We start from the raw sequence: 11,975 nt of genomic DNA, 5'->3' as shown, positions 1-11,975 counted from the left end.
GGTCGAGCCTGGCGAAGACCCGATTGAAGGTGTCATGGGAGGGTATACCGGTGTGGAGGTCCAGGAAGCTTGAGAGCCAATCCCGTTTGAGTTCCCCAAAATCCTCCATGTCATAGAAGCTGTCTGCATCGCTGAGCACAGCACACAGGGCAATGACGATCACGTTGATGAGGGGTTGATTGAGCCCTCGGTTTGTCCGGGGATCAGGGAGCTCAGAGAAGTGCTGGACTGCGAGTTTCAGTTGCTCGGGGTTCATGTCTTACCTTAACCCCTTCGCGACGTGCGTCACCCCTGTTCTGCTTTCTGCTCTATTTACATCCTCACCCCAAAACCTGATACCATAATATGTTTGCCTTTCAAAGGCACATCGGCGCATCTGGCCCCTGATTCCTTCCAGATGCGGCACCGGAAGGAGGAATCATGCATAAAGTCGCCATTGTGGGTCGCCCCAACGTGGGCAAATCCAGCCTGTTCAACAGGCTCATTGGCCGCCGTGAAGCGGTGGTCGCAGATTTTCCCGGCGTGACCCGGGACGTGAAAGAACATGTGATGCTCTACGAGAACCACCGCATCGTCCTGATGGACACCGGAGGGCTCTGGAGCGGAGACGAATGGGAACAACACATCCGTGACAAGGCCGAGATGGCCATTCACGATGCCAAATGTGTGGTGTTCGTGCTGGACCCCAGAGACGGACTCAACACCGCCGATTACGAAGTGGCCGAATGGCTGCGCAAAATCGGCAAACCCGTGATCATCGCTGCCAACAAAATGGACTCGGTGAAGCACGAAGACGTGTACACCGCAGAACTCTGGGCTCTGGGTTTTGATGTGCCTGTGCCCATCAGTGCCGAGCATGCCCGTGGTCTGGATGAACTCATGCGCCGGGTGCTCGAACACCTCCCAGAGGATGACGAGGATTACCCAGAGATTGCGCCCATCCGCATCTCCCTGATTGGCCGTCCCAACGTGGGCAAATCCAGTTTGCTGAACGCCATCACGGGTTCGGATCGGGTGATTGTCAGTGACATTCCCGGAACCACCCGGGACAGCATCGACATCGAATGGAACTTTGCTGGTCAGCGTTTCATTCTGGTAGACACCGCCGGGATCCGCAAACGTCCGGATTCCAGCATCGAAGAATTCAGCATGATGCGCTCTGAAGCGGCCATTGCCCGCAGTGACATCATCTGGTTGGTGGTGAATGCTGGAGAAATTGGCGACCACGAACTGAAACTGGCCAACATGGCTTACGACAGCGGCAAACCTGTGGTGATTGTGGTCAACAAGTGGGATCTGGTGCCGGATCCCGAACTCAAACGCACCGAGCGCTTGCTGGACGAGAAACTGGCCCACTTGCACTTTGCCCCCAGGGTGTACACCTCGGCCCTGAACGATTACGGCATCCATGACATGCTGGCAGAGGCCATCAAGCTCTACGAGAAATGGCAACGCCGCATTGCCACTGGAGAACTCAACAAGTGGCTGGATGTCTGGCAGATCAAACAGGCCACCCCCAACTTCAAGGGCAAACCCCTGAAGATGATGTACATCACCCAGGCCGAGATTGCCCCTCCCACCTTCGTGATTTTCTGCAACAAGGAAGATTTCGTGACCCGAGCTTACGAGAACTTCCTGCAAAACCGCATCCGCGAAGACCTCGATCTGGCAGGTGTGCCTGTGCGGATTGTCTGGAAAGAGCGCGGAGCGTTCAAAAGCAAATCTGAGCGCATTGAAGCCCAGAAGAAAAAAGCCCGTCAAGAGGATTGACCCCTTAACCCCCTGCTTCTCGCTTTGCTTGAAGCTGTCCCCCTTAACGAAGGGGGACAGTGTGAGCATGGCGAACACAGGGGGTTTACAGGGGGTAGGGATCTTTCGTCTAGCTTTACGGGACAAAATTTATTGTGGGTCTGACACTATCCCCTATAAACTGGTAGCTATGTTAGAAGTCATTCGTACCCTCTCCAAAAAAACCCCAAGCAAAATCGTCCTCGTGGTGTTGGACGGTGTGGGCGGCCTGCCCCTCGAAACCAACGGTGAAACCGAACTGGCCACCGCCAAAACCCCCAACATGGACGCTCTGGCCAAAGACAGCCAGCTCGGACTGGTGGAACTGGTTGGCGCAGGCATCACCCCCGGAAGTGGCCCCGGCCACCTGAGCCTGTTTGGTTATGACCCCATCACTTTCACTGTGGGCCGTGGTGCCCTGTCTGCTGTGGGCATTGGCGTGAAACTGAATGCTGGCGATGTGGCCGTGCGTGGAAACTTCGCCACCCTCGGAGAAGACCGCGTGGTGCTGGACCGCCGTGCAGGCCGTCCTTCCGACGAGAAAAACGCCGAGATTGTTGCAAAACTGAAAGCCGCCATCCCTGAGATCGACGGCACCCCTGTGGAAATCTACACCGAGTCCGAGCACCGTTTTGTGGTGGTGTTCCGTGCCAATGGAACCGCTCTGGGTGCCAACGTCAGCGATGTGGACCCTCAGGTGACGGGCGTCCAGCCCATGGTCGCCAAAGCCAACGATGAAGCCAGCGCCAAAACCGCTGCTCTGGTCAATGCTTTTGTGGCCCGCACCGAAGAAGCCCTCAAAGACGAGCCTCAGGTCAACGGTGCCCTGTTCCGTGGGTACTCGGATGTGCCCCACTTCCCCAGCTATGAGGACGTGTACCAACTGAAAGCCGCTTGCATCGCTTCTTACCCCATGTACAAAGGTCTGGCCAGTCTGGTCGGCATGGATGTGCTGGATGTCCCCGGCGAAGAAGACGCCATGGAAGAAAAAATGCAGGTCCTCAAGGACAACTGGGACAAGTACGATTTCTTCTACCTGCACTCCAAGAAAACCGACTCCACCGGCGAAGACGGCAACTTCGCAGCCAAAGTCAAGAAAGTGGAGCTGTTTGACAGCCTCCTGCCCAAGATTCTGGAATTGAACCCCGATGTGATCGCCATTGTGGGTGACCACTCCACCCCCAGCAAACTGGCCAGCCACTCCTGGCACCCCGTGCCTTTCCTGCTCAAGAGCGAGTATGGCCGCAAGGACCTTGCGGCCCGTTACACCGAAGAAGAAGCAGGCAAAGGCAGTCTGGGTCTGCGCAAAGGCACCGATGTGATGCCCCTCCTGATGGCCAATGCCCTGAAACTGCAAAAATACGGCGCTTAATATATACAGTCTCCAGCCTCCAGAGCTTTCAGGGCTCTGGAGGTTTTTTCTGTTTTGAGTGACACGGGTTTTTTCTGTTCAGGATGTTTTTTATCGCTGTTGAACATGGAAAGCAGTGATTTTCAGAAGGCATGTGAATTTCAAGCAAAAAGATTGTGCCCTTCATGCAAGGACACAATCTTTTGTGTGTGGATGGGTTTTGACTGTCCCTTTTTAAAGGACAGAAAGGGCTTTAAAAGGGCTTGTTGCCTTTTTTATGCGGCATTTTTTGCTGAAAATCTTTTTTGCTGAATTTTGATTTTGCATGCTTGTGAGCTTGTGCTGCCAGAAAGGGATATTTCTGAAACAGTTCTTTCTGGATGGCACGCAAGTCATTGATTTTCCCACTGAGGGCAATTTGATCATCAATGACCGCTTTTTGGGCCAGCAAGCGTGCCTCTGCAACAGACCTCTGGTTTTTCAGGGCGTCTGTGTAAGCCTGCAGGGCTCTGGTGCGGAGGTCTTTGACCTGCCGCATGACCTCTTTGCGCGAAGCCTGCCAGTTTTTGAACTTTTCCTGGTCTTCTGCACTCAGGCGGGACATCTTGGTCAGGTTTCGGGCTTCTTGTTGCAGCTGCTTGAGGGGGGCAGGGTTGGTTTGGGCAAAACCAGCAGAAGAGGCGAGCAGGGCCAGAAGGATCAGCATTTTTTTCATCTTGGGTTCTCCTTTCTGTCTGTTTGGATGCAAAAACCCCACCCAAAGTTCCAGAGTGTGCACCAAAACTTGCACAACCGGCAAAAATTCTGGCTTGGTCAACGGGATGTTCAGGGTTTTTTGGACAAAAGTCAGAATTACTCGGATATATCAGAGAAATAGCACTCAAAACTTGCAAACTGTGAATCAATATTTGTACAACTTGCAAGAATTCGCTTGACATGCCGAATGTTTATGCCTATCCTTACTTTCAAGAGCCGTTACAGGCATGGGAGGTCAAGCTATGAAACTCATCACAGCCATCATCAGACCCGAGAAGCTGGGGGCCGTCAAAGAAGCCCTCTTCAAGGTCGGCGTCACCGGGATCAGCCTGAGCCGCGTCTCTGGCCACGGTGGAGAGCGCGAAATCATCGAGCACTACCGCGGAACCCAGGTGCGCATGGAGTTCCACGAAAAAGTTCACCTGCAGATTGCGGTCAGTGAGCCTTTTGTGGATGTGACTGTGAATGCCGTTTTGCAAAGCGCCCGCACCGGCGAAGTCGGAGATGGCAAGATTTTCGTGCAACCTCTGGACCGCGTGATCCGCATCCGCACCGGCGAACAGGACGTGGACGCCCTCACCCCGGTCAACCAACCCGAGACCACCGCTGCTGCCTTAGGGGGTAAGAAATGAAGAAGCATTTGGCAACCGCTCTCGCTCTGACCGGAGTCGCTCTGGCCGCCGATCCCACACCCGTGATCGACCGTGGCGACACCGCATGGCTTCTGGCCTCCACCGCTCTGGTGCTCCTGATGACCCCCGGTTTGGCCTTCTTCTACGGTGGCCTCACCCGAGCCAAAAGCGTCCTGAACACCATGATGATGAGCTTCATCGCCATGGGTGTGGTGGGTGTGCTGTGGGTGCTGTTCGGTTACACCCTCGCTTTCGGTGACAACGCCACCAGCCCATGGATCGGCACCCTTGCCAACATCGGCATGAACGGCATCGGACAGAATTCACTGGCCGCCACCTTCGAAGAAGGCCACTACATTCCCAAATACGTCTTCGTGATGTTCCAGGGCATGTTCGCCATCATCACCGCCGCACTGATCAGCGGTGCAGTGGTGGACCGCATGAAGTTCGGTGCATTCACCCTGTTCATCGCCATCTGGACCCTTGTGGTGTACTCCCCTCTGGCCCACATCGTCTGGGATGCCAAAGGCTACCTGTTCAACCTCGGCGCTCTGGACTTCGCTGGTGGCACCGTGGTGCACATCTCCTCCGGTGTGGCTGCTCTGGTGGCTGCTCTGGTGCTGGGTCCACGCCTGAAGTCCACCAAACGCGCTGGAGTGCCCCACAACGTGCCTTTCGTGCTGCTGGGTGCAGGTCTGCTGTGGTTCGGCTGGTTCGGCTTCAACGCAGGTTCTGCTCTGGGCGCCAACGGCAGTGCATCTCTGGCCTTCATCACCACCTCCACCGCCACCTCTGCTGCCATGCTCGGCTGGCTCCTCTGGGAAGTCATCCGCGGTCAGAAACCCAGTGCTGTGGGCGCTGCCACAGGCTCTGTGGTCGGTCTGGTCGCCATCACCCCCGCCGCTGGATTCGTGAGCCCTGTGTACGCCATCCTGATTGGTCTGATCGCTGTCTCCGCTTCCTTCTGGGTGGTGCAACTCAAGAACAAACTGGCTGCCGATGACGCTCTGGACGTCTTCGCTTGCCACGGTGTGGGTGGCATCATCGGAGCCCTGCTGACCGGAGCTTTCGCCTTCAGCACTGGTGCTGGCAAAGGCACCCTTGAGCAACTGGGCATCCAGGCCATCAGCATCCTGTTCGCTGTGGTGCTCTCTGGAGTGGGTTCCTTCGTGATCCTCAAAGTCATCGACGCCATCATGGGTCTCCGTGTGGCCCCCAACAAAGAAACCGCTGGAATGGACCTCTCCGAGCACGCCGAAGAAGGTTACAGTGGCAACGACCTCTCCTACGCCGAAGACAACAAGAACCCTCTGGGTGCTCCTGTGATCCTCTCCACCTCGGCCACCGACTGAAACTCTCCGCTTCTCCTCTCAATGTGAACAAAGGCAGCCTGTCGGGGGCTGCCTTTGTTCTTGTGTTGGGCTGGGTGTGTTGGGCTGGGCTCAGCGAAGCCAGATCAACGTGCAGGGTTCAGGGTGCTCAGGATCACCTGCAGTTCCTCCAGAGTGATTTCCCCTCTGGCATAGCGTTCTCTGGCAATGTCTGTGGCAGCGTCTTTGTGGTCATGGTTCCAGTGGGCAAATTTCTGTTCGAAAGGGTGTTTCCAGTCTTGGTGTTTCCAGTCTTTCTGATGCCCTCCATCAGAAGCCGCAGTCCGGTAAGCTTTCCATTTTTTGTGTTTGATGGCTCTTGCCAGAAACAGACCGCCCACCAGCAACAACAGGAAACCACCAAAACCGCCTCCGTGGTGATGGTGGTCGGTGTAGGGACCAGCATAAGGTCCCTGGGCAGGGGTGTAAACCTGGGCTTGATAAGGGGCAGCGGGTGCAGGATTGTTGATGATCACGTCCATGTGGGTCTCCTTTGAACCAGAGCATTTCTCTGGGGTGACCTCAAAGTACTTCTGGGTGTGTGAAAGGGAATTGCAGGCATTGTGAATGGGCTGTGAACGTCAGTGGGTCTGAAGGCGGGTGATGTGCAGGCGGTTCCTTCCGGTGCGTTTGCCTTCGTACAGGTTCTGGTCGGCCTGCTGGATGAAGGGTTCAAGCTGGTCTGCTGAGTGGATTTCACTGATTCCACCGATGGTCAGGGTGGGCTGCATGCCCAGCGTGGCAAATTCTGCTCCAGCCACCTGCTGGAACTGAAAGCGGATGCGCTCTGCGATGTGCAGGGTGTCTTCGTGGGCCACGCCAGTCAGGATCAACAGAAACTCTTCTCCACCGTAACGGATGGCCACGTCGGTCTGGCGAATGGCTTGCTGGACCACCCTTCCGAGGCAGCGCAGCACTTCATCGCCCACCTGATGCCCATGCGTGTCGTTGATGCTTTTGAAGTGGTCCAGATCTATTAGGAGGACACTTTCCTGCTTTCCGGGTGCCCGCTGTTCCAGATGGCTTCTCAGGTAATTGCGGGTGCGAAGCCCGGTCAGGGGATCGGTCTCTGCAAGGTGTTGAAGCTGGTTTTTGAGGGTGTTGACCAGTTGAATCTGGCTGTCAAACACAAAAAAGGCAAACACCATGATGCCCGCAATGGAAATCAGGCAAATCACAATCAGGCTGACCCAGTAAGCGGCTTCGGTGCTGCTGGCCTCTCTGGGTTGGGACATCTGCACAAACCGGAACACATTCAGCAGGATGATGGTCAAAAACACCCCGTTCAGGTGCAGTCTGGACACCCGAGATGCCCTCAGGGGTTGGGTTTGCAGCAAACCCATCATGTAAAGCGAAAACAGGATGTAATAAATGGCTGCAGTGACTGTGATGGGGGTGGTGCTGCCCCACAGGGACATCAGGACCAGAGAACCCTGTGCCATGCGGTGCATCAGGGAGGCTCTGGGGGTGTGTACGGGGCGTTCAAAGTTTTTTTCGATGCCCCTATAAAATCCGTAGAGGGTGCCCAGAAAAGAACCGTTGACCAGCAAAGTGGCCACCAGATACAGCGAAATGGATTGCTGTGCCAGATTGCTGATCAGGATCAGAAACATGGTGGTGGCCGAAACCACCAGCAACGCTGTTGACCACACGAAGTATTTGGCGCCAAAGTCCCGGCTTTTCAAACCAAACGTGGAAACAGAGAGCAAAGCAACAAACAAGGTGATGCACAGCAGGAGAATGCCCACCATTTTGAGTTCGATGGCAAGGGTGTCCACAGGGCCTCCAGAGCCAGCATGACACAGGTGTTCGTACGGTTTTCTTTCAAAACAACCAGAGCCATTGTAAAAATCCTTTTAATCTTGTGGGATCGTTTGCAAGCTTTGTTAAGCTTGTGTCAGGAGGAAGGCAATCATGGCAGGATTCAAAGATTTCATCATGCGGGGCAATGTTGTGGATCTCGCAGTGGGTGTGGTGATCGGTGCAGCTTTCGGAGGTGTGGTCACCTCTTTCACCAATGCGTTCATCAATCCGCTGATCAAACTGGCCACCGGTGGCGTTCAAGACGGCGTGATCAAAGGAGGCAAATTCAGTGTGGCAGGGGTGGATTTCCTGTATGGGGATTTCGTCTCAGTGATCCTGAATTTCCTGATCACCGCTGCAGTGGTGTATTACGCTGTGGTGCTTCCCATGAACCACCTCAAAGAAATGCAGAAAGCCAGAGCGAAAGCAGCCCAACCTGAGCAGGCTCCACCTCCTTCCCTGACGCTGGATCAGGAACTGCTCAAAGAGATCCGCGATTTGTTGAAAACCCAGCAGACAAAACAGTAACACCCATCAAACGAAAAAGGCACCTTGTAGGGGTGCCTTGCTTTTTGAAGCGAACAGCAAAAAACTCAGAAATTGATCAGGGGGCCCACACCCATCGCAGCAAGTCTGACGCCCACCACAATCAGGATCAGGTTCACGAACCATGCACCCAGCACCACTTTGCGGTCGTCTTTTTTGGCCACCGCATGACCGATGCCCATGGCGATGATCATCAGGACCGGGTGCCACACAGACACAGGCACTTTCTGGACCAACAACACCAGAGCCCCGATCAGGACGTTGATGTCCAGCATGATGGGAGCCACGCGTTGCATGGGGGTTTTGTTTTTGATGGCATACCAGACCAGCACCACGATGGGCACCAGCATCAAGAGTTCGCCGTAGTACTTGTGGATCATGTAAAGTCCGTTCACTGTTCCTCCTGAAAAGTGTGGATTTGGCTGTCCAGCCAGCTTTTTTCGGCCTCCAGCAGCACGCGAGAGCGTTCCAGAGCCAGATTGCCCTGTGCATGGCGGGACAGGTGGGAAAGCTGCAAACCGAGGGCTTCAGAGCGGTTCTTGAGAACCTGTTGTTGCTGCATGCGAGGCAGGTCTTCCAGAAACAGCAAGGCCACTTCGCTGAACGCCTCTGGCCGGATCTGGGTCAGGTGATCGGTCAGCAGGGTCAGGAATTGTTCACGGCCCGAATCGGTCAGGTGGTACACCTTGCGAGGGGGGCGGTTTTGTTCCTGTTCCTGATGGCTTTCAATCAGGCCCATCTGTTCCATTTTGTCCAGCAGGGCATAAGCGGTGGGACGGGGAAGATGTACCGGGCAACCCAGCCCATGTTCAATGAAGTGGTTGAGTTGATAACCATGCAAATCCTGCCTGCTGAGCAGGCCCAACAACAAAAGTGCACGTTCATCCAGACTCTGGGATCGCATAGTCCATTTGAGAATAGTCAAAATGGACCATGGACAAAGCCGATCAGCTCACATTCTGACAGAACACCGCAAAAATCATGAGGAGCAATGTCCTGTTGGCAGGTTAAGCGCAAAGTCGCTGTCAGGCCAGGCCACCACAAAGAGCCATCAGCCGTCAGCGATCAGCCATAAGGAAAGTTTTCTGGCTGACTTTTGAGCTTGAAGTCTGAGTGACTTTCATTTCGTGTCTTTGTGTCTGGCTGCGTTCGAAAGCAAAAGCCTCCATACAAGCTTTTGCTGAAAGCTGATCGCTGAACGCTTTTTCCGATGACATGCCACAGGTCAGACTTTGCGCTTACCCCGCTCCTGTTGGCACAACAGGGGTTCTGGGAATGCCCAATCCATAGATCAAGTCTGAGATGTTGTGGATGTTTGGCAAACCCGCATCTGTTACGCTGCCTTCTGCCTTCTGCCTTCTGCCTTAAAAATTGGCATTTCTCGGGTTGATTTCCACACGCACCCGAGCCTTCCAGCGCCCATCCATGAGTTCCAGCAGGACCTTCAAGCGTTGCTCGCTGACGGCACGCAAAAGCAGGTGGTTCAGGAACAGGCCCCTCACCTTGCCAATCGGAGCAGGAGCAGGCCCGAGCACTTCCTCTGGATCGGCCCCTTTTTGCAGGAGGTGTTTTTGGATCTCCTCTGCAACCGTGTCTGAGCGGGCTTTGTCTCTGGCAGCCACCTCGACTTGGGCCAGCAGGCTGTAAGGGGGGTAAAGCAGGGCTTTTCTTCTGGAGAGGTCCTTGAAAGGGAATTCATCTGCGGGGATGTGCTCTGTGACAGACAGCAAAGCTGGATGCTGGGCCTGAAAGGTCTGGACCACCAGCAGGGGAGCCCGTCTGGGATGCCATTCCAGCAGTTGTCGGAGCAGTTTGTGGTAACGCTCATCGGTGCGGAAATCCGAATACCCGAGCCAGCTGTCTGCAAGGGTCAGGCTGAGCAGGGCAAGCTCTGGTGGGGCTTTTTCCTGCAAGAGGGCCTGTGTGGCCACCACAATGCCCGGATGACCTTCGTAGATGGGGTGCAGGTCGTCCTGATGGTCGCGGTCATAGCGGTACACGGCGAAACCGGGCAGCAGTTGCCGGGTTTCCTGAGCAATCCATTCGGTGCCGGGGCCTTTGGGTTGCCAGATGGCTCCCTTGCATTTGGGGCAGGTGCTCGGGGGAGGTTCGCGGTATCCGCACTGGCTGCACTGCATCTGGCGGCTGACTTGATGGAATTTCAGGGGTACGTCGCAATGCTTGCAAAACGGGATGTACCCACAGGACCTGCAGCGGATCAGGGCACTGTACCCTTTGCGTGGAGCCAAAAGCACCGCCTGACGGCCCCTTTCTGCGACCTGGGTCAGGACTTTGCGCAAATCCTGAGAGAGCGGATAGCCTTCCAGAGCGGGTTTCATGTGCTGCATGGAGAGGGGGCCGGTTTCAGGCTGGCTGGAATCCTCTGCATAATTGACCACATGCACGCGGGTTTTGGGTGCAGGCAGCACTTTCCCTTCGTGCAGGAGGCTTTCCACTGCTGGAACCGAACCCGAGCAGACCAGCAAACTCTGGCGTTCTCTGGCGACCTGCGAAGCCAGATCCGGGATGAACATCTTCGATCCAGAGAGCAACTTGTAGGCGTCGCTGCCTTCTTCTTCAATGATGATCAGGCCCAGTGAAGGAAAGGGGAGACCCAGAGCCCCGTAAGTCCCGATCACCAGTTTGCAGTGCCCATCACGGACCTGCTGCCAGATGTGTTCCCTTTGCAGCATGTTGAGGCTGCCCGAGTAACACTGTGCCCCGAGGTGTGACAGGGCCTGCCATGCCCGGTCCAGACGGTAACTGTCGGGGGTCAGGTACAGCACGCCAGTTTCCAGATGGGCTTCCATCAGGGTTTTGAGGTGCTGAAAACGCTCAATGGGATGTCCGCCATGCAAACGGAAAGGTCCAGCTTCAGGGAGGTCCCATTCGGCTTTCTTGAGGTTGCGTTCCTGCACCGGAATGCACTCTGGGGGACCTGCTGGACGCTGGAAAGCTTCGGCCCAACCGCGCGAAAGCACCCCCGAGACCACACTGGTGCTCACCTCGGCCTGTCTGGCCCACTCTGCAAGTGACGGCGCTTCTTTGATGGACAGCAGGGTTTTCCAGGCCTGTTTTTGTTTGGGGGTGAGTTTGCCTTCCCCCTCCAGACGGCCCCGGTAAGCCAGTTCGGTGCGCTCTGGAAACTCGAAACGTTCTTCCAAGAGGCCCTGCTCACGGATCTGGTCCAGCAGGGCAGAATTGCCGTGATAAGGGGTCCATTCCTCGGGGAGTTGCAATTCGAAAGGGCTGAGGTCCACCCCTTCAACGGGTTTCACAAAATGCCTCAGGTGGGGTTCCCAGCCCGAGGTGATGGTGTCGCAAAACAGCAGGCCCAGAGGGGTTCCGCTCAGGTGTTCATGGTGTTTCAGGGCTTGAATCAGGGCAGGATGCACCCACAGGTCCAGCACCTGAATGGCTTCGCGCAAACGGTGGGTGTGGGCCTGACCTTCGCCGACCACAATGCCAATTTGAATGCCCCCCTGCCATGGGACCACCACCCGATGCCCGAGGGGAAGTGGCCCTTCAAAAGCATGGGGTGGGGAGAAATCCAGTGCAGGAATGGGGAGGGGAAGTGCAACCAGCCAGGACATGTTTATGATTATAACGTAACGGGAGTATGGGATTCAGGACTGAGACCAACTGGAGAAGGCAGAAGGCATTGTAGGGGCTAGGCGTGCCTTGGCAGAAGGCAGAAGGCAGAAGGCAGAAGGCAGAAGGCAGAAGGCA

The 11,975-nt window shown here is 55.5% G+C and carries 12 protein-coding genes; 5 read left to right on the top strand and 7 right to left on the bottom strand.

Annotated elements, in window-relative coordinates; translation table 11 throughout:
* A partial coding sequence (locus Q371_RS22545) for a transposase family protein (protein ID WP_034345030.1) occupies nucleotides 1-256 on the bottom strand: 256 nt, incomplete at its 3' end.
* Nucleotides 257-420: 164 nt separating this feature from the next.
* Between Q371_RS22545 and der the strand changes: the two genes are divergently transcribed.
* Nucleotides 421-1,770 carry a ribosome biogenesis GTPase Der gene (gene der, locus Q371_RS22540; RefSeq protein ID WP_034345028.1) on the top strand — a complete coding sequence of 450 codons (1,350 nt, stop codon included), beginning with the start codon at nucleotides 421-423 and terminating at the stop codon, nucleotides 1,768-1,770.
* 169 nt (nucleotides 1,771-1,939) lie between these two features.
* Complete coding sequence (locus Q371_RS22535) at nucleotides 1,940-3,160, top strand: 2,3-bisphosphoglycerate-independent phosphoglycerate mutase (protein ID WP_034345025.1); 1,221 nt, start codon at nucleotides 1,940-1,942, stop codon at nucleotides 3,158-3,160.
* 232 nt (nucleotides 3,161-3,392) lie between these two features.
* Here the strand turns inward: Q371_RS22535 and Q371_RS22530 are convergent, their stop codons facing one another.
* Complete coding sequence (locus Q371_RS22530) at nucleotides 3,393-3,854, bottom strand: hypothetical protein (protein WP_157442888.1); 462 nt, start codon at nucleotides 3,852-3,854, stop codon at nucleotides 3,393-3,395.
* A 283-nt stretch (nucleotides 3,855-4,137) separates the two neighbouring features.
* Between Q371_RS22530 and Q371_RS22525 the strand changes: the two genes are divergently transcribed.
* Nucleotides 4,138-4,527 carry a P-II family nitrogen regulator gene (locus Q371_RS22525; protein ID WP_051965095.1) on the top strand — a complete coding sequence of 130 codons (390 nt, stop codon included), beginning with the start codon at nucleotides 4,138-4,140 and terminating at the stop codon, nucleotides 4,525-4,527.
* A complete protein-coding gene (locus Q371_RS22520; RefSeq protein ID WP_034345020.1) occupies nucleotides 4,524-5,879 on the top strand; it encodes an ammonium transporter in 1,356 nt (451 codons plus the stop codon). The genes Q371_RS22525 and Q371_RS22520 overlap by 4 nt, the downstream gene beginning before the upstream one ends.
* A gap of 104 nt (nucleotides 5,880-5,983) precedes the next feature.
* On the opposite strand, the gene Q371_RS22515 is transcribed toward Q371_RS22520, so the two are convergent.
* Complete coding sequence (locus Q371_RS22515) at nucleotides 5,984-6,379, bottom strand: SHOCT domain-containing protein (protein ID WP_034345017.1); 396 nt, start codon at nucleotides 6,377-6,379, stop codon at nucleotides 5,984-5,986.
* A gap of 99 nt (nucleotides 6,380-6,478) precedes the next feature.
* A complete protein-coding gene (locus Q371_RS26250; protein WP_051965093.1) occupies nucleotides 6,479-7,675 on the bottom strand; it encodes a GGDEF domain-containing protein in 1,197 nt (398 codons plus the stop codon).
* A gap of 136 nt (nucleotides 7,676-7,811) precedes the next feature.
* On the opposite strand from Q371_RS26250, the gene mscL reads away from it, so the two are divergent.
* The gene (gene mscL, locus Q371_RS22505) at nucleotides 7,812-8,228 is read left to right on the top strand and encodes a large conductance mechanosensitive channel protein MscL (protein WP_342668536.1); all 417 of its coding nucleotides are present in this window, start codon (nucleotides 7,812-7,814) and stop codon (nucleotides 8,226-8,228) included.
* A gap of 65 nt (nucleotides 8,229-8,293) precedes the next feature.
* Here the strand turns inward: mscL and Q371_RS22500 are convergent, their stop codons facing one another.
* From Q371_RS22500 to priA, 3 genes are all read right to left on the bottom strand, one after another.
* Entirely contained in the window at nucleotides 8,294-8,641 is a 348-nt protein-coding gene (locus Q371_RS22500) for a hypothetical protein (RefSeq protein ID WP_034345011.1), read from the bottom strand.
* The gene (locus Q371_RS22495) at nucleotides 8,638-9,150 is read right to left on the bottom strand and encodes a PadR family transcriptional regulator (protein WP_034345008.1); all 513 of its coding nucleotides are present in this window, start codon (nucleotides 9,148-9,150) and stop codon (nucleotides 8,638-8,640) included. The genes Q371_RS22500 and Q371_RS22495 overlap by 4 nt, the downstream gene beginning before the upstream one ends.
* Before the next feature lie 460 nt (nucleotides 9,151-9,610).
* Nucleotides 9,611-11,839, bottom strand: a complete 2,229-nt coding sequence (gene priA / locus Q371_RS22490) for a replication restart helicase PriA (protein ID WP_034345005.1) — start codon at nucleotides 11,837-11,839, stop codon at nucleotides 9,611-9,613.
* Nucleotides 11,840-11,975 lie beyond the last annotated feature (136 nt).

This window comes from Deinococcus misasensis DSM 22328 (genome assembly GCF_000745915.1).
GTDB lineage: Bacteria > Deinococcota > Deinococci > Deinococcales > Deinococcaceae > Deinococcus_C > Deinococcus_C misasensis.
Note: the sequence above shows the minus strand (reverse complement) of the source record. Positions and strands in the feature narration are given on the sequence as shown.